This is a genomic window from Halopseudomonas salina, assembly GCF_014637955.1.
Lineage (GTDB): Bacteria > Pseudomonadota > Gammaproteobacteria > Pseudomonadales > Pseudomonadaceae > Halopseudomonas > Halopseudomonas salina.
This window is the reverse complement of the sequence record NZ_BMFF01000005.1, coordinates 246,616-271,931: the sequence shown is the minus strand read 5'-3', so window position 1 is coordinate 271,931 and position 25,316 is coordinate 246,616. Positions and strand designations below refer to the sequence as shown.

The following is a 25,316-nucleotide window of genomic DNA, read 5'->3' as shown; positions in this document are numbered from 1 at the left end:
AAAACTGTCCTCGCGTTGTTCATTTTGCGCCCGCCCATTAGCTATTCGTTCAGGCCCGTTTCAGTGTTTTCACCCCTTCGGCGGTGCCCAGCAGCAATATGTCGGCCGGTCGGGCTGCAAACAGTCCGTTGCACACCACGCCGACGATAGCGTTGAGTTGTTCTTCCAGTTTGCGCGGGTCGTGAATCTGCATGTTGTGCACATCCAGAATCACATTGCCGTTATCAGTGATCACCCCTTCGCGGTAGACCGGATCGCCACCCAGTTTGACTATTTCTCGCGCCACGTGACTACGGGCCATTGGAATCACTTCCACGGGTAATGGAAATTCGCCGAGGGTGTCTACCAGTTTGCTGGCATCGGCGATGCAGATAAAGGTGCGCGCTACTGCGGCAACGATCTTTTCCCGGGTCAGGGCTGCGCCGCCACCTTTGATCAGTTCCAGATGCTTGTTTGCCTCGTCGGCGCCATCCACGTAATAGTCGAGCCTGCCAACACTATTTAAGTCGTGTACCTGAATGCCATGCTGGCGCAGCCGCTCGGCCGTGGCTTCAGAGCTGGCCACTGCGCCATCGAAAAACCCCTTGTGTTTTGCCAGGGCATCAATGAAAAAGTTGGCTGTCGAGCCGGTGCCTATACCTATCACGCTGCTGTCTTCCAGGTCCGGCAGTAAAATATCTACGGCGGCTTGGCCGACGGCCTGTTTCAATTCATCCTGGGACATGGTGATACCTCTGGGTGATATTCGAAGTGGCAAATTATACGCGCCAGGGTGAGGCGGCGTGTAGTCGCAGGCCGGTCGATTCGCTAGACTGCTGGTTTTCCCCGGAACAAGCCGAAGCCCCATGCTGGAAACCTACGTCAAGAAGATCCTCAGCTCCCGCGTTTACGATGTCGCGGTGGAGACCCCGATTCATGCCGCACCTTTCCTGTCTGAGCGGCTGGACAATACGGTTCTGCTCAAACGTGAAGACCTGCAACCGGTGTTTTCGTTCAAGATTCGTGGGGCCTATAACAAGCTGGCGCTGCTCACCGACGAACAACGTGCCTGCGGCGTGGTAACGGCCTCGGCAGGCAACCATGCTCAGGGCCTGGCCTACGCCGCCCGTCACCTGGGGGTCAAGGCCACTATTGTGATGCCGCGTACCACACCGGAAATCAAAGTGCGTGCTGTGCGTGCACGCGGCGCCAAGGTCGTGCTGCACGGTGATGCCTTTGATGAGGCGTTGGCCTATTCGCAGAAGCTGATCAAGGAAAAGGGGCTGGTATACATCCATCCCTTCGATGACCCCGATACTATCGCTGGCCAGGGTACTATCGCGATGGAAATCCTGCGTCAACACCAGGGGCAACTGGACGCGATTTTTGTGCCGGTTGGCGGTGGCGGTCTGATCGCCGGTATCGCGGCTTATGTCAAATACCTGCGTCCCGAAATCCGCGTCATCGGCGTGGAGCCAGCGGATGCGGCCTGTCTTCAGGCCGCGATGGCGGCTGATGAGCGCGTGGTTTTAAGTCAGGTAGGCTTGTTTGCTGATGGAGTGGCGGTTGCGCAGATAGGCCAACATACCTTTGAGGTCTGTCGTCATCATGTGGATGAGGTGATTACTGTATCTACCGACGAGATGTGCGCTGCAATAAAGGATATCTACGATGACACCCGGTCGATTTGTGAGCCGGCTGGCTGTCTCGGGGTCGCGGGTATCAAGAAATACGTCGAGCGCGAGGGGTGTAGTGGCAGGGTGTTCATAGCCATTGACTCCGGTGCCAACGTCAATTTCGATCGCCTGCGCCATGTCGCCGAGCGTGCCGAAATCGGTGAAAAGCGCGAAGCGTTGTTGGCTGTGACCATTCCGGAGAAGCCGGGTAGCTTCAAGGCATTCTGTCAGGCCATTGGCAAGCGCTCGATTACCGAGTTCAACTACCGCTATCACGACAACGCGCAGGCGCACATCTTTGTTGGCGTCCAGACCCATCCGGAACTCGATCCCCGTGATGCGCTGGTAGCCATGCTGGCGGATCAGGGATTTCCGGTGTTGGACCTGACTGATAACGAGCTGGCCAAACTGCATATCCGCCACATGGTAGGGGGGCACTGCGAGCAGGTTACCGACGAGGTGGTCTACCGCTTCGAGTTTCCGGAGCGCCCAGGCGCGTTGTTCAATTTCCTCAACAAGCTGGGTGGGCGCTGGAATATCTCTATGTTCCACTACCGTAATCACGGGGCTGCCTACGGTCGGGTCGTGGTGGGGCTGCAGGTAGCCGAGGCCGAGAGACATAAAGTACCGGAGATTCTGGACAGTATTGGCTACATGTACTGGGATGAAACTGACAACCCTGCCTACAAACTGTATCTGGCCTGAATGCCGACCTTCGACGCTTTTTTCAGCCAGATTTGACATAGGTCCGGGCAGGGGCTAAAAAAGAACTTGATTCATGGTTCTCTTTTGTCTCGCTCGCTGACTTCACATGATATTGCGGTCTGCTGAGTCGGGCTTCATCTGTGCTTGCACCTACAAAACAACGATTCGAATAATAATAATGTACTGAATTTGGGGGTAATTGTGCGGCGTAAACCTGATTTGCTCTGGGTATTGATCATTGTTTTTGGCCTTGGGGTTGTGACTACTGGCTACACCCAGGGCTTTCTGGAAAGCAGGCCTGCGAGCGAGCGCAGTCAGCAATAGCAATAGCAATCAGGGCCTTGCGACCATGATGCATTCTGCGTCGCTCACGATGCCGTCAAGCGGTATGTCCCAGGGCGCAACCGGTAAAAAGTCCACTTTCTGACATTTGTGTGCGAGTCCAATCAGGCTGGGCGCAAACCAGGTCTGCCTTCTGCGCAGATAGGCAAAGGTCCGGTCATAGAAACCTCCGCCCATTCCCAGGCGGTTACCTTGCTGGTCATATCCCACCAATGGCATCAACACCATATCCAGTCGCCATGGCCGTGTCTGGCCGCTAGCCCTGGCCCTGGGTTCGGCGATACCAAACCGATTGCGTGTCCATTGCTGGTGCTTGTGGATGCGCTGGAACTTCATGCTGTTGCGTGGCCATCCGCTCACCACGGGCAGGTAGCAGGCCTTGCCCATGCGGCAAGCGTGGCGCAAAAGCAGCGCGGGATCTATCTCGCCATCGTTTGCCAGATAGAAAGCAATATGGCGACTGCGTATGAACAGCGGGTGCTGTGCCAGCATCCGGAAAAGCTTGCGGCTGGCAACATGCTGCTGGGAGGGGGTCAGTGCCCGGCGTGCGGAACGCAGATCCTTGCGTAGCGCCTTACGTCGGGTTGGAGTCATGTGAGAGTCCCCGGAGATGCCGCTGCCGGGTTAGCCCTTGAACCCGAAAGTTCAAGGTGGGGGACACGGCACTGTCTCAGGCTTTCCGTCATGCGGACATGCACACTGACAGTGGCGCGTGGCCTCCTTCTACAGGAGTATCGGCTCAGGGACATCACCGACTGGCAAACATCCCAGGGACAGAAGAGACTATACAGAAAAGTGCGCACTAATTCACTGCCGATCAGGATTGATGGCGCGAAAGTGCCTGATCAAGGCGGCTGACAAGATCGCCGATCTGCTGTTGCTGCCGATCCAGTTCGCCGTCCTGTTTGCGGCTACCGGTCAGCATCTCGTGGCTGATATTGAGCGCGGCCATAACGGCTATGCGCTCCACGCCGATAACTTTGCCGCTGTTGCGGATGTCCCGCATGGTGCTATCCAGGTGTCGGGCAGCCTGCTCCAGATTGCTGCGTTCTTCGGGAGGGCAGCTGACCCGGTATTCCTTGTCGAGAATGTTCAGGGTGACGGTCGTGGCGGTGCTCATGCATCATGCTCCAGGGATTTGAGACGCGATATCATGGCTTCGACCTTCTGACGGGCCAGATCGTTCTTTTCAATTAACTGCATCCGCTCTTCTCTCCAGGATTTTTCCTGTAATTGCAGATGCTGATTCTGCTGCTGGAGGCGGTCGCACAAGTCGATCAGTTGGGCCACTTTCAGTGTCAGGGTATTGATGTCGGGTGCTTCCATTTTCGCCATTCTGTCTTCCCGGTGTTGGGCAACTATAGAGTGGCGCCGCAAGCCGGTCAAACCTGTGTCAGGCAGATGCCCGGGTCCCGGCTTGATGCCTGAGGTTCGCTGCGCTGGACCCTGCCCGCGCGGGGCAGTAGATTACGCAACATATATGCTCCGCCGCCGCAGTCATCTGCTTTTATACTGTCCTGGTAAAACCCTGGAGGCTCCGATTTATGGCACTCATGCCAGCTGTATTCGATTTTGACCGTTATGCTCAACTGTTCACTGATCTGGGCGCGGCAGCTTTTCCTGCCGAATTACATGGCCACCTGGTAGGGCGGTTGTCGGCCGGTGCCCGTTATGATCATGGCACCTGGCTGAACGTAGCCCAGGAATTACTCGATACCCGAGGCACCCTCTCCGAGGCTGGCAAGGTTCAACTTATCCTGTTACACGATGCCAGCCTGGCGGAGCTGACCGGAACCGGCTTCGATATCACACTGTTGTTGCCGGACGACGGCGCGACCGTCGACAGGCGCACCCAGGCGCTGGGCCAGTGGTGCGAAGGATTTCTTGGTGGTTTCGGACTGGTCGAGCGCAACAACGAACTAAGCGAGGAAGCGGATAGCGCCCTGCGTGACTTTGCTGCCATTGCTCAGGTGCAGACTGATCTGGAGGAATCGGAAGCCAATGAAGTGGATTACATGGAAGTAATGGAGTACGTGCGCATGGCGGTGCTGATGCTCTTCAGTGAGTGCCAGCCCGCTTCCGACAGCGAGACCAAGCCCCCGGCATCATTGCACTGACATCAGAGGTAGGCATGCACATATCCAGACAGGAATACGCCCGACGCCGCAAGGCGCTCATGGCGCAGATGGAGCCCAACAGCATCGCAGTGCTGCCTGCCGCTCCGATGCGCGTGCGCAACCGGGATGTGGAATACCAATACCGTCAGGACAGCGACTTTCAGTACCTGACCGGCTTTCCCGAGCCTGAAGCGGTGGCAGTGCTCATCCCAGGGCGAGAGCATGGCGAATATGTGATTTTCTGCCGCGAGAAGGACAAGGAGCGGGAGCTCTGGGACGGTTATCGCGCGGGGCAGGATGGCGCGGCTACGGAGTACGGAGCGGATGATGCCTTTCCGATTGCCGATGTAGACGACATTTTGCCGGGACTGATCGAGGGTCGCGAGCGAGTGTATTACGCCATGGGCGCCAATCCGGACTTCGACCGCCGATTGACCAACTGGATCAATGTCATTCGCAGCAAGGCTCGACTCGGCGCCACTCCGCCGAATGAATTCGTCGCTCTGGATCATCTGCTGCATGATATGCGTTTGTACAAGAGTGCGGCCGAGGTCAAGGTGATGCGTGAGGCGGCGCAGATCTCTGCCAAGGCGCACACGCGGGCCATGCAGGTATGCCGGCCGGGAAGCTGGGAATACCAGCTGGAGGCTGAGTTACAGCATACCTTCATGCGCCATGGAAGCCGTTATCCGGCCTATTCCTCTATTGTTGCTGCGGGCCGAAACGGGTGCATCCTGCATTACACCGAAAATAATGCGCAGATTCGCGACGGTGATCTGGTGTTGATAGACGCCGGGTGCGAACTGGACTGTTACGCAAGTGATATCACTCGCACCTTTCCCGCCAATGGACGCTTTACTGCCGAGCAGCGCGCCATTTATGACATTGTGCTTGAGGCTCAGGCGGCGGCGTTCGAGGTGATTGCTCCAGGCCGCAACTGGAACGAAGCGCACGAGGCAACGGTACGAGTGATTACCTCGGGGCTGGTTGATCTGGGTTTGCTGCAGGGCGACGTCGACGAGCTGATTGCCGGCGAGGGCTACAAACGCTTCTATATGCACCGCGCCGGGCACTGGCTGGGTATGGACGTGCATGACGTGGGTGACTACCGTGTGGGTGGCGCCTGGAGAGAGCTTGAAGCCGGTATGGTGATGACCGTTGAGCCTGGGATATATATCGCCCCTGACGACGAGACGGTGCCACGCAAGTGGCGGGGCATTGGCATCCGGATTGAAGATGACGTGCTGGTGACCAAAGCAGGTTGCGATGTGCTTAGCGCGGACGTGATCAAGGATCCGGATGAAATCGAGGCCTTGATGGCCAGTTCACATGAAGACGCAGGGGCGCTTGCGTGAACACCATGGTTAGCAGTGATCTGACCATTGTCGGCGGTGGCATGGTAGGCGCCTGCCTGGCGCTGGCTCTGCAGAGTTGTGCGCGCCAGGCCGGCTGGCGTATTCGTTTGATTGAAGCCCAGCCACCAGGCGTCGGCCAGGTCCAGCCCAGCTATGACGCGCGCTCAACGGCTTTATCACATGGCAGCCGCCTGCTTCTGGAGCGACTCGGCGTATGGTCGCAGCTGGCGCCGAACGTCGAGCCTATCCGGCAAATCCACGTGTCTGATCGTGGCCACCCGGGTGTAACCCGGCTATACGCGGACAAGGAGCGCGTGCCGGCGCTGGGTTATGTGGTGGAAAATGCCAGGCTCGGCGAAGTACTGCTGGCTGCGCTGGATTACCAGACAGTTGAATGGATTGCCCCGGCCCGGGCCACATCCGCCAGGGCAATACCGGGGGGCTACTCACTGGAGATCGATGTTGACGGATCGAGCACTGTGCTGGAAACCGATCTGCTGGTGCTGGCCGACGGTGGGCGTTCCGGCTTGCTTGATCAACTGGGTGTGCACCGGGATGTCAGCCCTTATGGTCAGACGGCGATCATCGCCAATATCACCACCGCTCTGGGTCATGGCTCGGTGGCCTACGAACGCTTTACCGAATCCGGCCCGCTGGCGCTTTTACCGCTCGCTGGGCAGCGCAGCGCGCTTGTCTGGACCTTGCCGGAAGAGCAGGCTGAGGATATTGCTGCCCTGCCGGAGTCGGCGTTTCTCGCAGCGTTGCAGCGGGCCTTTGGTTTTCGCATGGGTGCATTGACGCGGGCAGGTTCGCGAGCTTCCTATCCGCTCAAGCTGACCGAGGCTCAGGAGCAGGTCCGCGCGCATCTGGTGGTACTTGGCAACGCTGCCCATAGCCTGCACCCCATTGCTGGTCAGGGCTTCAACCTGTCTCTGCGCGATACGGTAGCCCTGGCAGACAAGCTGATTGCTGCTCAAGGTTGCCGCAGGCCCCTGGGTGACCTGGCTGTATTGCAGGACTACCTGGACAGCCAGCGCGCCGATCAGCGGATGACCGTGGCATTCAGTGATTATCTGACCCGCCTGTTCAGCAATCGCCAACCAATGCTGACCCTGGGCCGTAATCTTGGTCTGCTCGGTCTGGATTTGCTGCCGCCGGCGCGACGCATGTTCGCGAGACAGGCGATGGGACTGAAGATCTGATTGCTTAGATCGCTTTGCAGTAAAGTTATTCGAGGTGGGTTTCATGCCGCAAGACTATGATTTGATAATTGTTGGTGCCGGCATGGTGGGCGCAACGCTGGCATTGGCCCTGGCTGATACGGAGTTGAACATTGCGCTGGTTGATGCTCTGCCGCTGCAGGCCAAGGTAGCCGAATCGTCACAAACCGTTTCTGGTTACGACCCGCGCGTGAGCGCGCTCAGCGCCGCGTCCGAGCGCATATTCACACAACTGGGTGTATGGCCGCTGATTGATAGTGCGCGTCGCTGTGCCTATCAGCACATGTGTGTTTGGGACGCCGAGGGCACCGGTGAAATCCGATTTGATGCCAATGCTCTCAATGAAAGCCGTCTTGGGCACATCGTGGAGAATACGGGTATACAGCAAGCATTGCTGCGCAGGCTTGAGCAGACTTGCGTGAATATGCTCGGCGAGCGCAGGATCGAAACCCTGGTACGCGAGGAGGCCGGCTGGCGGGTCAAACTGGTTGGCGGCGAGGCCCTGCGTGCCCCATTGGTGGTGGCCGCCGATGGGGCGCGCTCCAAGGTGCGTGAGCTTGCCGGGTTTGCGCTCCGGGAGTGGGATTATCTGCACCATGCAATCGTCACCACCGTGCAGGTGGCCGAGCCGCACCAGAACACCGCGTGGCAACGGTTTCTGCCGACCGGTCCTCTAGCCTTTCTGCCTCTTCCAGACCAGGCAGGGGCGCACTACTGCTCGCTAGTCTGGTCGTTGTTGCCCGAAGCAGCAGACCGGGTCATGGCGCTGGATGATGCGACCTTCGCGCTGGAGGTCGGTGCGGCTATAGAGGGTAGGCTTGGACAGGTCGTCGCAGTGGATCCGCGGCACCGTATCGAGCTGCGGCAACGTCATGCCAAGACCTACGCGATGCAGGGGCTGGTGCTGGTGGGGGATGCGGCGCATACCATCCACCCGCTGGCAGGGCAGGGAGTGAACCTGGGGCTGCTTGATGCAGCTGAACTCAATGATGTCCTGCGTGCGGCAATTCAGCGCGGTGAGCCGCTGGCTGACCTGGCTGTTTTACAACGCTACGAACGCAGGCGCATGGGTGCGAACCTCGGCATGATGGCGGCGATGGAAGGCTTCGAACGGCTCTTTCATGCTGATGCGCTGCCGCTACGCTGGCTGCGCAATGCGGGCATGCAATGGCTGGATCAGCAGGGGAAGCTTAAATCTGTGGTCATACGCAGGGCGATGGGGCTCGACGGTGACCTGCCTTCCCTGGCAGGGGATCCTGAGCTGAACAGAGAGAGCAGCTGAACCCTGTTGCTATTCTAAATTCGAATCATTAACATCTAGGCTTTGCTTACTATCGAGAGGCCTAGTCCATGTCCGTCATTCGTTCCGTTACTGCGCTGAGTCTGGCTTTGACCACCTTCGGCAGCATTGCCCAGGCCAAGGAGTTGGTCGTCTATTCTGCACGTCAGGATCATCTGATCCAGCCAGTTTTTGACCTCTACACCAAAGAAACCGGCGTAAAGATCAACTTCATCACGGACAAGGAAGCACCCCTTTTGGCGCGTTTGCAGGCCGAAGGCAAGAACACGCCGGCTGACATGCTGATCACTGTGGATGCTGGCAACCTCTGGCAGGCTGAGCAGCAGGGCGTGCTGCGGGAAGTGAAATCGGATGTGATCGAAGAAAATATTCCGGCTCAGTATCGAGCCGAAAGCGGCAAATGGGTTGGCCTTTCGCTCCGCGCGCGCACTATTGTCTATTCGACCGAACGGGTCGATCCCGCCGAGTTGAGTACTTACGAGGCGCTGGCCGACGACAGCTGGAAAGGTCGGGTATGCCTGCGTACGTCGAAGAAGGTCTATAACCAGTCCCTGACAGCTACCATGATCGAAACCCTGGGCGAAGAGCGCACCGGCGAGGTCATAACAGGTTGGGTGAATAACCTGGCCACGCCCGTTTTCCCCGACGACACCTCTCTGATCCAGTCAATCGACGCAGGTCAGTGTGATGTGGGGATCGTCAATACCTACTACTTTGGTCGTCTGCAGAAAACCGAACCGGATCTCAAGGCGGCGTTGTTCTGGCCGAACCAGGAAGACCGTGGTGTGCACGTCAACATTTCGGGAGCTGGTGTAACAATGCACTCCAAGCAGCCCGAGGAGGCGATAAAGCTTCTAGAGTGGATGACTACACCTGCGGCGCAAGAGGTATTTGCCGAGGTCAACCAGGAATTCCCGGCCAACGAGAGTGTTAAACCTTCGGACGAGGTGGCAGCCTGGGGTGAGTTCAAGGCGGACCAGATCAATGTCGAGGTCGCAGGGCGCTTGCAGGCCGAGGCCATCATGCTGATGGATCGTCAGGGCTGGAAGTGAGCTGATCTGCAGCGCTGGCCGAAGCCATAGCTGTTTTTTCCCGATATACTGCACGCCCGGCCCAGCGCCGGGCGTTTGCATTTTTCCGGCACGCTGACATCCGGCGAGCCTGTCACCAGCCCCAGGAGCATATGTGCCTCAGGTCATGATCAGCAAAATGCCTTACTGGCGCGCGGTGGCTTATGGCTCGGCTGCGCTGGTGGTGATGCCGTTGCTGGTGCTGGTGCTCAGTTGGCAGAGCATAGATGCCCCTATTTGGGCGCACCTGTTGCAGACCCAGTTGCTCCAGTTGATTGGCAATACTCTGACGCTGGTTGCCGGGGTTGGGGTAGGCGTGATTGTGCTGGGAGTGAGCCTGGCCTGGCTGACCAGCATGTGCGAATTCCCCGGGCGACGCTGGCTGGACTGGGCGCTGATGTTACCCTTCGCGATTCCGGCCTACGTGCTGGCATTTGTAATGATCGGGTTGCTGGATTTCTCCGGTCCCGTGCAAACGCTATTGCGTGACTGGTTGGGTAATGATTTCCGAATGGTATCCATCCGCTCCACCGGTGGTGTCATCCTCGTTCTGGTACTGGTTTTCTATCCCTATGTCTATCTGCTTGCCCGCAGCGCCTTTATGGCTCAGGGGCGCGGTCTGATGGAAGCGGCCCGTGTGCTGGGACAGACACCATGGCAGGGCTTCAGCAAGATTGCGCTACCCATGGCGCGGCCGGCCATAGGCGCAGGGGCCGCGTTGGCGATCATGGAGACACTGGCTGATTTCGGTGCGGTATCCGTTTTTAACTATGACACCTTCACCACGGCGATTTACAAGACCTGGTATGGCTTCTTCAGCTTGCAGACAGCCACCCAACTGGCCAGTGTGTTATTGCTTTTTGTCTTTCTGGCGCTGTTTGCCGAACGCAGGGCTCAGGGCAGTAAGCGATTCCCTGGGGTTGATCGGCCAAGGCCCGGCGCAATATACAGGTTGCGCGGGATCAAGGCGTGGCTGGCAAGTGTTTATTGTCTGCTGGTGCTGTCCATCGCCTTCATCATTCCGGTTAGCCAGCTGGTCTACTGGTTGCTCGAAGGTGGCATGGCGCACCTTGACAGTCGCTATTGGTCGCTGATTCGCAACACCCTGATGCTAGGTGCCATGGCAGCCGTTCTGACTGTCAGCCTGGGGATTCTCCTCGCCCTGGCCCGTCGGTTGCAGCCCATCAAACGCGTACGTACTGCAGTAGCGGTGTCGAATCTGGGTTATGCCCTGCCCGGATCGGTGCTGGCGGTGGGTATCATGTTTGCGTTCAGCTGGATCGATAATGCCTTCTTGATTCCGCTGCGAGGCTGGCTGGGCGCCGAACAACCTACGCCCTTGCTGCTCGGTAGCCTGTTTGCGCTATTGCTGGCCTATCTCATACGCTTCATGGCTGTAGCTTACGGCCCCCTGGATACGTCCCTTGCGCGCATAAAGCCCTCGTTACCAGAGGCCGCCCAGAGCCTTGGGCAGTCGGGTTGGGCAGTCCTGCGGCGCATCTATCTGCCTCTGCTGTTGCCGGGCATTCTCAGTGCAGGGTTGCTGGTCTTCGTCGATGTGCTCAAGGAGATGCCTGCTACATTGCTGATGCGCCCCTTCGGTTGGGATACCTTGGCCGTGCGCATTCACGGGCTGACTACCGAGGGTAACTGGGAGCGGGCGGCGTTGCCGGCCCTGACGCTGGTACTGGTGGGGCTGCTTCCGGTCATAGTGCTGATCAGGCGTTCCGCGCGGCGATAGCATTGCCGGGATCCTCGGCTCTGGCTTCTATCAATTGTCACCAAAGGCTGCACAGTAGGCTTATTTCTGGCTACAATTCACAGCCTGACACTCCTCCCAGTATCAAGGAATAGGCCACATGGGTTTGCGCACTCCGCTTTATGAGCAGCACCTGGCCGCCGGCGCCAAGATGGTTGATTTTGGCGGGTGGGACATGCCGTTGAATTACGGCTCACAGATGGAAGAACATCATCACGTACGCCGCGATGTAGGCATGTTTGACGTGTCTCACATGACGGTAGTCGATGTGGCGGGTACCGAAGCCAAGGCGTTTCTGAGATATCTGCTGGCCAACGATGTGGAAAAGCTGACCACTGCCGGCAAGGCACTGTACAGCGGCATGCTCAACGAGAACGGTGGGGTGGTCGACGATCTGATCGTCTACCTTTGCAGGGATGGCTACCGGTTGGTGGTGAATGCGGCCACCCGGGACAAGGATATAGCGTGGATGAATAGCCAGGCAGAGGGTTATGCGGTGACCCTGCAGGAGCGTGATGACCTGGCTATGATCGCCGTGCAGGGCCCGCGTGCCATAGATGTCGCGGCCTCCGTAGTCAGTGATGCCTGCGCTGCGCTGATCGGCGACCTCAAGCCCTTTCAGGGGCTACCCAGCGGCGACTGGTTCATTGGCCGCACAGGCTATACCGGTGAAGACGGTCTTGAAGTCATCTTGCCCGCCGATCAGGCAGCTGGTTTCTGGAACGCGTTGTTGGCGGCAGGTAGTCACCCCTGTGGCCTGGCGGCGCGTGATACGCTGCGGCTCGAGGCTGGCATGAATCTGTACGGTGTAGATATGGACGAGAGTGTGTCACCACTGGCTGCCAACATGGCCTGGACGATCGCCTGGGAGCCTGCTGAGCGTAACTTCATTGGTCGCAAGGCGCTCGAGGCCCAACGTGCAGCCGCAGATCAGCCCAAGCAGGTCGGGTTGGTGATGGCCGAGCGAGCTGTGCTGCGTGGTCATCAAAAAGTCCTGGTCGACGGTATCGGCGAGGGCGAAATCACCAGCGGCACTTTTTCTCCCACGCTGGGATGCTCCATAGCACTGGCCCGCGTGCCACGTGAGACGGGCGATAGCGTTCAGGTCGAAATCCGTGGCAAATTGCTGAGTGCGCGGGTCGTCAGGCCAGGCTTCGTGCGTAACGGCAAAGCCGTATTCGAATAACTTTCAGATCATTTTTCCGAGGACAGCCCCATGAGCAATACTCCCGCCGAGCTGCGTTATACATCGAGCCACGAATGGACCCGCCAGGAAGCTGATGGCTCCATCACGGTCGGTATTACCGATCATGCTCAGGATCTTTTGGGCGATGTCGTCTTTGTCGAATTGCCGGAAGTTGGGCGCGAAGTGAGTGCGGGCCAGGAATGCGCCGTGGTCGAGTCAGTCAAGGCTGCCTCCGATATCTATGCTCCGGTCAGCGGCGAAGTCATTGCGGTCAATGAGGCGCTCACCGAAAGCCCTGAACTGGTTAACAGCGAGCCCTATGCCGGTGCCTGGTTCTTCAAAGTCAAACCCAGCGACGCTGCCGAGTTGGACAAGTTGATGGATGCCGACGCTTACAGCGCGTCGATCTGAGTCCCCGCGGAGTTGCCAGCAAGGCGGCTCCGCTCGACTGTATGTGCTGACAAGTTATTGATGCTGGCTGGCGCCGACGCTGTGATCCGTGTCGCTCCGATGAGCCGAACCCTATAGCCCAGCCTCCTTCGCGAGGCATGCGGGGCCATTCTGGTCCAACCTATCGCATTTCAATCTTTGACAGGTATTTCCATGAGCCACACGCCAAGTCTCCACGATCTGGAACAGACAGATGCCTTCTTGCGCCGCCACATTGGTCCGGATGCCGCTGAACAGCAGGCAATGCTGGATGCCCTGGGCGTCGAATCGCTGGATGCGCTGATTGGGCAGACAGTTCCACGCACTATCCTGCGCGAGGAATTGCTGGATATTCAGGGGCCGCGCAGCGAGGCTGAGGTATTGGCGTATCTCAAGGAAATAGCGGGTCGCAACCAGATATTTACCTCCTGTATTGGTATGGGGTATCACAACACGCTGACCCCTACGGTGATATTGCGCAATGTGCTGGAGAATCCGGGCTGGTACACGGCTTACACGCCTTATCAGCCGGAAATTGCCCAGGGCCGGTTGGAGGCGCTGCTGAATTTCCAGCAGGTTTCCATCGATCTGACAGGCATGGAGCTGGCCAGCGCATCTCTGCTGGATGAGGCGACTGCAGCGGCCGAGGCCATGGCGTTGGCCAAGCGCGTAGCCAAGAGCAAGAGCAATCTGTTCTTCGTTGACCATGATTGCCACCCGCAGACAATCTCGGTCGTGCGCACCCGTGCCGAAGCCTTCGGTTTTGATCTGGTGGTGGACGACGTATCTACCCTCGCCAAGCATGATGTTTTCGGTGCTCTTTTCCAGTATCCCGACACCTGGGGCGAGATTCGCGATCTCAAGCCGTTGATCGATGAGGTACATTCCAAACAGGGCCTGGCCTGTGTAGCGGCTGATCTGCTCAGCCTGGTGCTGCTGACCCCCCCGGGTGAGCTGGGAGCAGACGTGGTGTTTGGTTCTGCACAGCGTTTCGGGGTACCGATGGGCTATGGCGGTCCTCACGCGGCATTCTTTGCTACCCGCGATGCCTATAAGCGAGCCATGCCCGGCCGGATCATCGGTGTGTCTGTCGATGCTCGCGGTAACCGTGCTCTGCGTATGGCGCTGCAGACCCGTGAGCAACATATTCGGCGGGAAAAGGCCAACTCGAACATCTGTACTGCTCAGGTGCTGCTGGCCAACATGGCCAGCTTCTACGCTGTATATCACGGGCCCGAGGGGCTGCGAACCATTGCCGAACGAACTCACCGGTTGACTTCAATTCTCGCCATTGGTCTGGAGGCCGCTGGCTTCCAACGGCGCAACGCGACTTTCTTCGACACCCTGACCCTCGAGGTTCCCGGACAGGCAAGAGCCATTGTCGAGCGGGCACGGGCGGCCAGAATCAACCTGCGGTTGATTGATGGCGATAGTCTGGGGATCAGTCTGGATGAAAGCAGCACCCGCACCACAGTCGAGACTTTGCTGGCTGTTTTCGCGGACGAGCAGCCGCTGCAGGCGATCGAGGTGCTGGATGCCAAGGTGGCTGGCAAGGACGTCGGTATCCCTGCCGGCCTGCGTCGCCAGTCGGCCTTTCTCACCCACCCGGTATTCAACAGTTATCACTCCGAAACCGAGATGCTGCGGTATATCAAGTCGCTTGAAAACAAGGATCTGGCCCTGAACCATGCCATGATTCCGCTGGGCTCTTGCACCATGAAATTGAATGCCACCACCGAGATGATTCCGGTTACCTGGCCCGAATTTGGTCAGATTCACCCCTTCGTACCCTTGGCCCAGGCCGAGGGCTATAAGGTGATGATCGATGAGCTCGAGGAAATGCTGAGGCAGATCACCGGTTTCGATGCCATTTGCATGCAGCCCAACTCGGGTGCTCAGGGTGAATATGCCGGTTTGTTGGCAATTCGCAATTTCCATGAGGCCAACGGCGACGAGCACCGCAATGTGTGCCTGATTCCGACCTCTGCCCACGGTACCAATCCGGCATCGGCCATGATGGCCAGCATGCGTGTGGTTCTGGTGGGGTGCGATAACCAGGGCAACGTGGATATTGCCGACCTGCGCCAGAAGGCTGAAGACAATGCCGACAACCTGTCCTGCCTGATGATTACCTATCCGTCTACCCACGGGGTGTATGAGGAAGGTATACGCGAGATCTGCGATATCGTTCACCAGCACGGTGGGCAGGTCTACATGGACGGTGCCAACCTGAATGCGCAGGTAGGTCTGACCCGTCCGGCGGATATCGGCGCCGACGTCTCGCACATGAATCTGCACAAGACGTTCTGTATTCCCCACGGTGGTGGCGGTCCCGGCATGGGTCCCATCGGTGTCCGGGCACACCTGGCGCCCTATGTTGCCAATCACCCGGTAGTGCCGCTGGACGGCCCCAACCCGGAGAATGGTGCTGTTAGTGCAGCGCCCTGGGGCAGTGCCAGTATTTTACCGATCAGTTGGACCTACATTGCGTTGATGGGCGCAGCCGGCCTGCGCCAAGCAACCGAGGTGGCGATTCTCAATGCCAACTATCTTGCCAAACGCTTGGGTGAGGCGTATCCGATTCTCTACAGCGGTGCGAACGGCCGGGTTGCCCATGAATGCATTATTGATATTCGGCCGCTCAAGGCGGCAAGCGGCATCAGCGAAGAGGATGTTGCCAAGCGCTTGATGGATTTTGGCTTTCACGCGCCGACCATGTCGTTCCCGGTTGCCGGTACGCTGATGATTGAGCCCACCGAGAGCGAGTCCAAAGCCGAACTGGATCGTTTTGTCGACGCAATGCTGACTATTCGTAACGAAATCAGCCGGGTTGAGCAGGGTGAATGGAGCGCTGAAGACAACCCGCTGCATCACGCTCCGCACACGCTCGCCGATATCACCGGTGACTGGGATCGCGCATACTCGCGGCAACAGGCGGTTTTTCCGCAACCCTGGGTGGCAGCCAACAAGTTCTGGCCAAGCGTGAACCGGATAGACAATGTTTACGGTGACCGCAATCTGTTTTGTGCCTGCCCACCGATCGAAAGCTACGAGGACTGAGACTCCTGCGCGCCCCGGCGCCGACAATGGGCGAGCCTTGCAGGCCCGCCTTCGCCGCTGCAGAGCTGTTGCAGCTTCAAACGGTGCGCAAACTGCGTCCGGGCCTGGCCGGATGCAAGACAGGAGTTGGCAATTGCTATGACTGACGATACCCGCAACTCGATTCATACCGGCCAGGACGCGATTGTCGAAGCCCTTGGCAAAGGCAAGCTCAAGCGCGTGCGCAAGCTGGTGCGGCCGATGCACCCGGGTAAACTGGCGAGTCTGCTTGAGGCTCTGGAGCCGGATCAGCGTCAGACCGTATGGCAGCAGGTTGCCGACGAAGATGAAGCCGCGGTGCTGCGCCATCTCGACCCGCAAATGGCTGCGACTCTGCACCGCGACAGCGATCATGGTGACGTTGATGCTGACCTGCACGATCAAGAAGAAAACGTCTTCACTCATATCGGCAGCGTTCGTGACGCTCTCCAGGCCGGGAAGTACAAGCGCGTAGGCAAGGTCTTCAGGCACATGCATCCGGCCAAAGCCGCCGGTCTGCTTGAAGCCCTGCCACCGGATGAACGCAGTGCGGTCTGGGAGACGCTCGACAGCGAACGTTCGGGCAAGGTGCTGGTCCATCTGCACGAGGAGGTCAGGGCCAAGTTGGCCCTGGAAATGGACGATGAGGAGCTGGTTGCCGCTGCGCGCAAGCTCGACCTCGATGATCTTGTCGATCTGATTCAGGCCTTGCCAAGTGGCTCGGGGCGTCAACTGCTGCTGTCGATGGATGAGCAGAAACGCAAACAGATTGCCGAAATGCTGTCCTATCACGAGGACTCGGCCGGCGGTCTGATGAACGTGGACCATATTTCGGTGCGTGCGGACGTGCGGATCGGCTCGGTATTGCGTTATCTGAGATTGCTGGAAGATCTGCCTGACCACACCGACAAGGTCATGGTCGTGGATCGCAAGAATCGCTACCTGGGCGTATTGCGCCTGAGCCGAATGGTGACCAGCCTGCCGGAGGCCAAGGTCAGCGAAGTGATGGATGATGAGTTCAAGCCGATCAGTGTCGAGTCCTCGAGTCACGAAGTCGCGCGCCTGTTCGAAGATCTCGACATGCTGTCCGCCGGTGTAGTCGATGGTGATGGTCTTTTATTGGGGCGCATTACGGTTGATGACGTGATGGATATCATTCGTGAAGACTCGGAACGGGCCATGATGAACATGGCAGGTCTGGACGAAGAAGCTGACATGTTCGCCCCGATTCTCACCAGTACCCGGCGCCGCTCGGTCTGGCTGGGCATCAATCTGATTACAGCCTTTCTTGCTGCATGGGTCATAGGCCAGTTCCAGGGGACGCTTGAACAGATTGTGGCGCTCGCGGTACTGATGCCGATTGTTGCCAGCATGGGAGGTATTGCCGGCAGTCAGACCCTGACGCTGGTCATCCGTGGTCTGGCACTTGGGCAGGTGGTGGGCGGCAACGCACGGGTGCTCTTGATCAAGGAGCTGGGCATTGGATTGCTTAACGGGGTGTTGTGGGCTCTGGTGGTCGCTGCCCTGGCGATTCTCTGGTTCGGGAGTTGGCAGATCGGTGGGATCATAGGCGCGGCGATTCTGCTCAACCTTGTCTGTGCAGCCCTCGCGGGACTGGTAATTCCCCTTGTTTTGCGGCGTTTTGGTATTGATCCGGCCCTGGCTGGTGGGGTTATTCTTACCACTGTCACCGACGTGGTGGGTTTCTTTGCTTTCCTCGGTTTGGCGACGTTACTGCTGATCTGAGCGCCGCGATACAATATTCCGTATGTCAGCCTGGGCTGGCATACTCCGTCACACAGGCTGGATGGTCCGCGATTGCCGGGTTGGGTTCTTTCTGGGTTAAGCTTGCATATCTTCGGGAACGGACGCAGCCGGACTTCGTGCGGCGCTCACATTTGAATGGATTGGGGAGAGTGACATGGCAGAGGTAACACTGGTCGTCGATGACAACGGGTATGCAGATCACAAGCTGGCCTGGCTCGACGCCGAAGGGAAGATCCAGACCCTCAAGGTACCGACGATTATCGGTACTGATCGGCTGAGCTCAAACAGCGGCGAGACCGTCGACCGTTACCGGGCTGATGGGGTGGATTACACCTGCAAACCTTCCGTGCGTTCCCCGATAAATCTGCGTAACGCCAATTACCCTGCTTCAGTCGAGAACCGCGTGCTTGTCACCCACGCGCTGCGCAAGGCCAAACTACTCAACAAGCCTCTGCACCTGGGAGTAACTCTGTCCTTTCGCGATTATTTTTCCGAGCAGGGCAACCAGATAACCGAGAACAAGGTAGCCACTATTGCCAATTTCAATGGCAGTAAAGGCACGGTTGAGGTTATTGGCAGTGATGACAAGCTGAACATTGACCAGGTCGACTGCTATTCCGAAGCCCTGTCCGCCTTCTTCGATTTTGTACTTGATGACGAAGGTGAGTTCACCGATGCGGCAAAGTACACCAAAGGTGACGTGGCGATAATCGATATTGGTGGCTCCACCACCGACGTGGTGAACCTGATTGTCGATGACAGCATCACTATCAACAATACCTATTCTGGTACCGACAAGGTCGGCGTGCTGGATCTCAAATTTGCCCTGGAAAAGGCCATCAAGCAGGAGCTCATCGATCTGGGGTTGCTGGAAAACTCCCATGATGCCGAGATTCCACCCAATCTGGTCAGCGAAGTACTGGAAACAGGTTCCACTTTCTATGCAGGTGAAGTGCGCAATTTCGAAGTGTTGCGTGACGACGTAGCTTGTTCGGTAGCGACCAAAATCATTAACAACGTCAAGTCCCGACTCGGCTCCATCGGTATTTACCGCGCCATTATCATTACCGGGGGCGGGTCGGTGGTGTTCCACCACTGGCTGACCCAGGCATTCCCCAATCCGGTCATGCTGGATGAGTTCTCCAACGCTCGAGGCGCGCTCAAGTTCATGCGTAATGTGGCTGCTGCAAAGGCGAAAGGCAAACCCTCGAAGGCTTCAGCCAAACAGCTGGAAGTCTGACGCCTTCGCCGGCGTCCTGCCTGGGCGTCGGCGTCTCAGGGTATTTGCAACTGTATGTTTCCCTGCTCTGATGTGGTTCGTGATTACGCTAAGGTAATGGCTCGATCACAGCAGGAGACATCCTCGATGCTATTTATAAAGATGCTAGCTGCTCCGACCAGAGCAGCGGCTGGTTTTTGGGTCGCGCTGACGACAGGTGCGCTGGCCATGCTGATAGCACAGTTCAGCCTTGCCGAGCAGGCGCCTACCTCCCCCCAATACCACGACAAAGTCGCCATTGTGACCGGTAGCAGCTATGGACTGGGCCACGAGCTTGCACTCCTGGGTGCAGAAAAAGGCATGAAATTGGTGCTGGCAGACATTCGCCCTGACCAATCCGAGACGTTGGCCGAACAGATTCGAGCGAAGGGTGGTCAGGCCATCGTGGTTGAAGTGGATCTCGCCGATGCCAAACAGCGGCCTGATGTGATCGAGGCGGCGATGGATGAATTCGGTCGAATCGATTATCTGTTCAACAACGCTGGCTATTCCTATCTGGCCACTCTGGAGCAGATGGACAGCGTGGAAGCCCACCGTCTTTTCGAAGTCAACTACTGGGCCTACGCCGATCTGGCGCAGCGGGTCATTCCCATCATGCGCAAGCAGGGCGGCGGTACCATCGTCAATGTCTCCTCGATCCTGGGCATGCGGGCCGCGCCTGCAAATCTGGGGCATTACGCAGCCACCAAACATGCGCTCCATGGCCTGTTTCAGAGCGTTGCACAGGAAGTTCAGGGAGATAACATCAGCGTATTTCTGGCTGCTCCCGGTGGTATGAAAACCAAAATCAGTCAGCACTCCACCGGGCCTATGGCCGATCCCGAAAACGACCGCGCAGCCAATTGGGAAGACCCAGCGATTGCCGCAAAGGATATCTTCGAGAACATGCAGGGTGAGGCCGTGATCTTCAATCCGGGTTACGTCGGGCGACAGTAGCCGGGTCGGCCGCCTAATCCATTGCGTCGGCCATCTCCAGGATCGCGCTGACAATATCGTTCATGGTGATGATCCCGACCAGTTCGTTGGCATTGGTTACCAGAATGCGGTGGATGCCCATGGTCACCATCAGGCGTGCCACATGCTTTACAGCCAGCTCGCGCGAAACGATCAGCGCGGGCTTGCTGCAGATGTCGTAAACGTTGATCAGATCAATATCGCCTTCCTCGGCCACAATGGTCTTGAGAATGTCGTTATAGGTCAGCAAACCATAGGCATCGTGCTCGTTGTTCTTGTTGACCACCAACGACTTTATATTGTGTTCACGCATTTTCAGCATCGCCTCTCGCACAGTGGCAAATGCCGAGATGGTGATCACGCTGGTTTTCATGATGTCCTTCACCAACATGGCAGGGCTCCTTGGAAGCTTCAGATGTCTTTGCGAATCAGTTGTTCGAACTGCTCTACCTGGGTGGGGTCGATACCGGCGATATGATCCAGCGGCAGGGTGAAAACTACGCCTCGACTGTCGTTGTTCAGATCCAGATCCCGCACCAGGCGTTTCATCACCTGCAGCGAGAGTTTCTTTTCCAGTACCAGAATCAGTACCGACTGACTGCCTTCATAGGTCAGGCCGAAGAATGTCTTTTTCTGCTCCGCCCCTAGCCCGCGTCCGTTGAGGATGGTTATCCCTCCGGCGCCTGCGGCCTTGGCGCTCTTTATGGCTGTTTCTTCCAGATCTTCGGCCAGAATGGCTACCAGAACCGAGAATTTCATTGTGCATCTCCTCCAGCGGGTTTGAGCCGCTCCATCACGATAGCGTAGAGCAGAACAGTAACAATCGGGAATATCGACGCGAAGGCAATCAGCCCGAAGCCATCAATCAGCGCGCTGCGGCCTTCGATCTGGGTGGCGAGTCCAATTCCCAGTGCAGTGACCAGGGGCACCGTGACTTCAGAAGTTGTCACCCCGCCCAGGTCAAAGGCGAGCGGCACGATGAAGCGCGGTGCGAGCCAGGTCAGGAATATCACCAGAGCGTATCCGCCCATGATGTAGTAGTGGATGGAGTCGCCGGTAATGATCCGGTGCACCCCTATGGCGATGCCGATGGCAACGCCCAAAGCGACCAGCAATCGAATATGCTTTGCATTCAGCTTGCCGTGGGCAGCCTCCTCGGCCTGACCGCCAATCGCGATCAGTGCCGGCTCGGCCATCGTAGTGGCAAAACCGATGGCCAATGCGAACAGGTAGACGTAAACCAGGGTATCTAGCCCGATCAATTGTTCTGCCATGCTGCGGCCAATCGGAAACAGGCCGAGCTTCAGTCCAATGACAAATGCATACAGGCCCAGAATAACCATCGCAAAGCCCATGATGACTCGACGCACGTAGGGAAGAGGCTTGCGGATCACTGCATACTGGAAAAACAGAATCACGATGATGATGGGCAGAACGTCGCGCAGCATCATGAGCAGGTCGATCAGCATGCCCACCAGCACAGAGCCGGATGTCTTCGTTATGATCTCTGCCGTGTCGCCCGCTTGCAGGGCGATATTGGACGCGGCCTCAACAGCGGCCTCAACGGGAAACAGGGTATAGACAACGATTCCGTAAAATTGCACCGCTATCATCGGCACCATGACGGCGAGAGCCACCAGGCCGAATCCATGGGCCAGCGGATTGCGCCCTTTGATTGATGCCGCCAGACCAATACCCAGTGCAGCGATGAGCGGAACAGTGACAATATTGGTGGTTACCCCTCCGGAGTCGTAGGCCAGACCCACGATCTCCTCGGGAGCAAAGAAGGTCACGCAACTGACCAGTAGATAACCAATGATCATGTACCAGTGCAGGGGATGACCAAGCAGGGTGCGCAGCACGCCGAGTGCTACCACCAGTCCGACCGAGAGGGCTATGAGTAGGCGCAGGGTTAGCCCCTTGATTCTCCCATCGCTGATGTCTTCTGCCTGCTCAGCGACCGCAATCAGAGCGGGTTCAGCAATCACCGAGGAAAACCCCAGGCAAAACCCGAAGCCCATCAGCAACGGCAGAGAACCACGCCTGGCAAAGGCGTTCGACAGGCTTTTGCCTACCGGGAAAACACCCAGCTCCAGCCCCTGCAGAAAAACGGCTACGCCAAAAATGACCACGGCAAGACCCAGCAACATCTCGGTGAGCCCATTTGGTAACTCCCGGATCACTGCCGCCTGAAACACACCCACCACCAGGATGATTGGTAATAGGTTGCCAAAAGCGTGCCGCAGGTTGTACCAGAAGGTATGCAGGTGATTCATTCGAGGCGTTTCCAGGCGCTTTGCAGTTATCGTGTCAGGCTAGCGAAATCATTGCGACTGGGTGCTGACCTCGATCAATCAAGTACCTGCAATACTGATCAGCGCTCCTGTGTAAGCTCCACCATCAGGTCGTCGGCCAGGTTCTCCAGGTCATTGCGTAATGCCTCGAGATCGGTCTGGGGGTGAATGCCGAGACGGGCGCTGGCCTTGAACAGCAGATCTGCACTCATGGGGGCCGGACTGCACTCGGTTTCCAGCTGCTCTACATTGACGCCGTTGCGCGCCAGGACCTGTGATACTTCATGCACGATGCCGGGGCGATCGTTACCCAGCAGGGTCAGGTGCAGTATTTCCAGTTCGGGCTCATCTGCCTGACCGCTGACCGCAACCTGAACGTTAATGCCCAGGCTGGTCAGTCCGTCAAGGTCTATACGTAATCCTTCGACCTTCTCTGGCGCGATGTCGACCCGCAGAATGCCCGCGAACTGACCGGCCATGCGTGCCATACGGCTTTCCAGCCAATTACCGCCGTGGCGATTTATAACCTGGGCGATGCTTTCCACCAGGCCTGACTTGTCGGCGGAAATTACCGTGATAACGAGGGGTGTCGACATGCATTACTCCTTGAAGCAGTGTTTGAGACGTTGCGTTCAATCCTGATAATACCGGCCCTCGCCGGTCACCATCATTTCACGGCAATTGATCTCCAGATTTTCGTAATCGTATTCGGTCAGGCCAACATATTCGAGAATCTCGTGGCCTACCGCGTTCCATTCATGGTCAACAGCCTGGTTGGCCAGCACACGATGAGCCTGACAGATATGCTCTGCCATCTTCAGAATTGCCAGCAGGTTTTTCAGCCCCGGATCGTAGTCGTCCTGAGTAAAGATCTGTTCCACATTGTGATGACTGGCAATGGCTTCACACAGGTGTTTGGGAAGCAGCCAGGATTTGGCAGTAAAGTATCCAACCACTGCGTGGTTGGTGTTGAGCCGCTGGTTCTCTACATCAACAATACGTTGCCCTGCCTGGGAGTAGGACTCCTCCATTACTTCAATGTAATAGGGGAAGCGCCTCAGCATCAGGGGAATGCCACAATTGTGGAACAGCCCCAGGGCATAGGCTTCATCCGGTTCGATACAGCCAATTTTTTTTGCCAGGGTCATGCATGTCATCGCAATGTCCTGGGCGCTGTCCCAAAAGCGATTGAGGTTGACGATGTTTTCATCGGTCATCTCACTCCGTATGGACTGGGCGTTGATGATGTTGATCACTCGCTTTACACCCAACAGGTTTACCGCCTGCTGAATTGAGGAGATCCGGTTTGCCAGCCCGAAAAAAGGCGAATTGACCACCTTCAGCAAGCTTCCCGAGAGCCCTGGGTCCTGGCTGATAAGCCGAGCAATCACCTTCAAATCCGGGTCAGGCATCACCTGTTCCATCTGCAGGTCCACCATGATCTGGGGCTGTGGCGGCACACTGATGCCCTGCAGGGCACGCCTTATCTGCTCTTCCGAAAGATCGTCTATCATGCAAGCTGGTCCGATATCATGCTGGATATTCGAGTTTAGCCGCAGACTGCCGGACTGGACAGCCTGTATACTGCCCGCCCGGTGGAATTCACTGCCGACTGAAAGAGGAGCTCCCCGATGACACTGCCCAGCCTGCGTCTGAAATCCAATAGCGACCGCCGTATCAAGGCCGGACACTTGTGGGTTTTCAGTAACGAAGTGGATACCGCGCAGACGCCTCTGACAGCCTTTGAACCGGGCCAGGAAGTGCAACTCGAAAGCGCCACTGGCAAACCCTTTGGTCTCGTCACCATGAGCCCGACCAATCTTATTTGTGCGCGTATGCACAGCCGCGATACCGGCACGCTCCTGAACAAGTCATTGCTTGTGCACCGTATTCAGGTCGCGCTCAGCCTGCGTGAAAAACTTTTCGACAAGCCGTTCTACCGCCTGGTCTACGGCGATGCAGACCTGCTACCGGGGCTCGTGGTAGACCGCTTTGGGGACTATCTTGTGGTGCAGATCGCCACCCCCGGTATGGAGCGGGTGCGCGGCGAGATCGTCGAGGCCCTGGTTCAGGTACTCAAGCCAGCGGGTGTGCTTTTCAAGAATGATAGCGGTGCGCGCAGCGCCGAAAACTTGCCCTCCTATGTGGAAGCAGCCCACGGCGATGTGCCCAAGCGCGTGGCCCTGGAAGAAAACGGAGTGCAGTTCGAGGCGCCGGTATGGGAAGGGCAGAAGACCGGCTGGTTCTACGATCACCGCATGAACCGCGCACGCCTGGCACCCTACGTGAAGGGCAAGCGGGTGCTCGACCTATACAGCTACATTGGCGGCTGGGGCGTGCAGGCAGCAGCCTTCGGCGCCAGCGAAGTCATGTGCGTTGACAGTTCTGCGCCGGCGCTGGACCTAGTCGAACATAACGCGGGCCTTAATGGCGTCGCGGACCGCATGTCAGTCGTTGAAGGCGACGTGATGGATGCCCTGCGCGAGCTCAAATCGGCGGGCGAGAAGTTCGACGTGGTCATCGCTGATCCGCCAGCCTTCATCAAGAAGCGCAAAGATCAACGCAACGGCGAAGCTGCCTATCGCCGCCTGAACGAACAGGCCATCAGGCTGCTTAACAAGGACGGTATCCTGGTCTCGGCATCCTGCTCCATGCACCTGGCGGAAGAGACGTTGCGCGACATCCTGCTGGCCTCCAGTCGGCACCTGGATCGTCACCTGGTCATCACTGAACGCGGCTTCCAGGGCCCAGACCACCCATTGCATCCCGCAATCCCTGAGACTGGCTACATCAAGTCGCTGTTCTG

At 57.6% G+C, this 25,316-nt stretch carries 23 protein-coding genes and 1 other RNA gene; 14 read left to right on the top strand and 10 right to left on the bottom strand.

Features of this window, described 5'->3' with window-relative positions:
* Nucleotides 1–49: 49 nt before the first annotated feature.
* A complete protein-coding gene (gene rpiA, locus IEV54_RS13310) occupies nt 50–724 on the bottom strand; it encodes a ribose-5-phosphate isomerase RpiA (protein WP_150277982.1) in 675 nt (224 codons plus the stop codon).
* Between the two features lie 121 nt (nt 725–845).
* Between rpiA and ilvA the strand changes: the two genes are divergently transcribed.
* Nucleotides 846–2,360: a threonine ammonia-lyase, biosynthetic gene (ilvA, locus tag IEV54_RS13305; RefSeq protein ID WP_150277983.1), complete on the top strand. Its 1,515-nt coding sequence runs from the start codon at nt 846–848 to the stop codon at nt 2,358–2,360.
* Between the two features lie 333 nt (nt 2,361–2,693).
* On the opposite strand, the gene IEV54_RS13300 is transcribed toward ilvA, so the two are convergent.
* The 4 genes from IEV54_RS13300 to IEV54_RS13285 all read right to left on the bottom strand — a co-directional run bounded on the left by IEV54_RS13300 (nt 2,694) and on the right by IEV54_RS13285 (nt 4,028).
* Nucleotides 2,694–3,296 carry a 5-formyltetrahydrofolate cyclo-ligase gene (locus IEV54_RS13300; protein ID WP_150277984.1) on the bottom strand — a complete coding sequence of 201 codons (603 nt, stop codon included), beginning with the start codon at nt 3,294–3,296 and terminating at the stop codon, nt 2,694–2,696.
* 3 nt (nt 3,297–3,299) lie between these two features.
* Nucleotides 3,300–3,479, bottom strand: a non-coding RNA gene (gene ssrS, locus IEV54_RS13295) — 6S RNA.
* Nucleotides 3,480–3,519: 40 nt separating this feature from the next.
* Entirely contained in the window at nt 3,520–3,822 is a 303-nt protein-coding gene (locus IEV54_RS13290; protein WP_150277985.1) for a cell division protein ZapA, read from the bottom strand.
* A complete protein-coding gene (locus tag IEV54_RS13285; RefSeq protein WP_150278190.1) occupies nt 3,819–4,028 on the bottom strand; it encodes a TIGR02449 family protein in 210 nt (69 codons plus the stop codon). Before IEV54_RS13285 ends, IEV54_RS13290 begins: the two co-directional genes overlap by 4 nt.
* A gap of 218 nt (nt 4,029–4,246) precedes the next feature.
* Here IEV54_RS13285 and IEV54_RS13280 point away from each other — a divergent pair, with 218 nt between their 5' ends.
* The 12 genes from IEV54_RS13280 (at nt 4,247) to IEV54_RS13225 (ending at nt 20,198) form a co-directional block, all read left to right on the top strand.
* Entirely contained in the window at nt 4,247–4,819 is a 573-nt protein-coding gene (locus IEV54_RS13280) for a UPF0149 family protein (protein ID WP_223825466.1), read from the top strand.
* Nucleotides 4,820–4,833: 14 nt separating this feature from the next.
* Nucleotides 4,834–6,174, top strand: a complete 1,341-nt coding sequence (gene pepP, locus IEV54_RS13275; protein ID WP_150277986.1) for a Xaa-Pro aminopeptidase — start codon at nt 4,834–4,836, stop codon at nt 6,172–6,174.
* A gap of 5 nt (nt 6,175–6,179) precedes the next feature.
* Nucleotides 6,180–7,376: a 2-octaprenyl-6-methoxyphenyl hydroxylase gene (gene ubiH / locus IEV54_RS13270; protein ID WP_150278192.1), complete on the top strand. Its 1,197-nt coding sequence runs from the start codon at nt 6,180–6,182 to the stop codon at nt 7,374–7,376.
* A gap of 43 nt (nt 7,377–7,419) precedes the next feature.
* Nucleotides 7,420–8,676 (top strand): FAD-dependent monooxygenase, encoded by a 1,257-nt coding sequence (locus tag IEV54_RS13265; RefSeq protein WP_150277987.1) that lies wholly within the window; start codon nt 7,420–7,422, stop codon nt 8,674–8,676.
* A gap of 68 nt (nt 8,677–8,744) precedes the next feature.
* On the top strand, nt 8,745–9,746 hold the full coding sequence (locus IEV54_RS13260) for an extracellular solute-binding protein (protein WP_150277988.1): 1,002 nt from the start codon (nt 8,745–8,747) through the stop codon (nt 9,744–9,746).
* Between the two features lie 145 nt (nt 9,747–9,891).
* Nucleotides 9,892–11,505 carry an ABC transporter permease gene (locus IEV54_RS13255; RefSeq protein ID WP_150278193.1) on the top strand — a complete coding sequence of 538 codons (1,614 nt, stop codon included), beginning with the start codon at nt 9,892–9,894 and terminating at the stop codon, nt 11,503–11,505.
* Between the two features lie 118 nt (nt 11,506–11,623).
* Nucleotides 11,624–12,709 (top strand): glycine cleavage system aminomethyltransferase GcvT, encoded by a 1,086-nt coding sequence (gene gcvT, locus IEV54_RS13250; protein ID WP_150277989.1) that lies wholly within the window; start codon nt 11,624–11,626, stop codon nt 12,707–12,709.
* Nucleotides 12,710–12,739: 30 nt separating this feature from the next.
* A complete protein-coding gene (gene gcvH / locus IEV54_RS13245; protein ID WP_150277990.1) occupies nt 12,740–13,120 on the top strand; it encodes a glycine cleavage system protein GcvH in 381 nt (126 codons plus the stop codon).
* A gap of 192 nt (nt 13,121–13,312) precedes the next feature.
* On the top strand, nt 13,313–16,198 hold the full coding sequence (gcvP, locus tag IEV54_RS13240) for an aminomethyl-transferring glycine dehydrogenase (RefSeq protein ID WP_150277991.1): 2,886 nt from the start codon (nt 13,313–13,315) through the stop codon (nt 16,196–16,198).
* A gap of 138 nt (nt 16,199–16,336) precedes the next feature.
* Nucleotides 16,337–17,962, top strand: coding sequence for a magnesium transporter (mgtE, locus tag IEV54_RS13235; RefSeq protein WP_150277992.1), 1,626 nt, complete (start codon nt 16,337–16,339; stop codon nt 17,960–17,962).
* Nucleotides 17,963–18,137: 175 nt separating this feature from the next.
* A complete protein-coding gene (parM, locus tag IEV54_RS13230; protein ID WP_150277993.1) occupies nt 18,138–19,223 on the top strand; it encodes a ParM/StbA family protein in 1,086 nt (361 codons plus the stop codon).
* A gap of 207 nt (nt 19,224–19,430) precedes the next feature.
* On the top strand, nt 19,431–20,198 hold the full coding sequence (locus IEV54_RS13225; protein ID WP_150277994.1) for an SDR family NAD(P)-dependent oxidoreductase: 768 nt from the start codon (nt 19,431–19,433) through the stop codon (nt 20,196–20,198).
* A 13-nt stretch (nt 20,199–20,211) separates the two neighbouring features.
* Here IEV54_RS13225 and IEV54_RS13220 read toward each other — a convergent pair whose 3' ends face one another.
* The 5 genes from IEV54_RS13220 to IEV54_RS13200 form a co-directional block, all read right to left on the bottom strand.
* A complete protein-coding gene (locus IEV54_RS13220) occupies nt 20,212–20,607 on the bottom strand; it encodes a CBS domain-containing protein (protein WP_150277995.1) in 396 nt (131 codons plus the stop codon).
* A 20-nt stretch (nt 20,608–20,627) separates the two neighbouring features.
* Nucleotides 20,628–20,975 (bottom strand): P-II family nitrogen regulator, encoded by a 348-nt coding sequence (locus IEV54_RS13215; protein WP_150277996.1) that lies wholly within the window; start codon nt 20,973–20,975, stop codon nt 20,628–20,630.
* Nucleotides 20,972–22,492, bottom strand: a complete 1,521-nt coding sequence (locus tag IEV54_RS13210) for a DUF1538 domain-containing protein (RefSeq protein WP_150277997.1) — start codon at nt 22,490–22,492, stop codon at nt 20,972–20,974. The genes IEV54_RS13215 and IEV54_RS13210 overlap by 4 nt, the downstream gene beginning before the upstream one ends.
* A 98-nt stretch (nt 22,493–22,590) precedes the next feature.
* Entirely contained in the window at nt 22,591–23,106 is a 516-nt protein-coding gene (locus IEV54_RS13205; RefSeq protein ID WP_150277998.1) for a glycine cleavage system transcriptional repressor, read from the bottom strand.
* Between the two features lie 36 nt (nt 23,107–23,142).
* Nucleotides 23,143–24,024, bottom strand: a complete 882-nt coding sequence (locus tag IEV54_RS13200; protein ID WP_150277999.1) for an HDOD domain-containing protein — start codon at nt 24,022–24,024, stop codon at nt 23,143–23,145.
* Between the two features lie 117 nt (nt 24,025–24,141).
* On the opposite strand from IEV54_RS13200, the gene IEV54_RS13195 reads away from it, so the two are divergent.
* The coding region (locus IEV54_RS13195) for a class I SAM-dependent rRNA methyltransferase (protein ID WP_188434458.1) at nt 24,142–25,316 on the top strand (1,175 nt) is incomplete at its 3' end.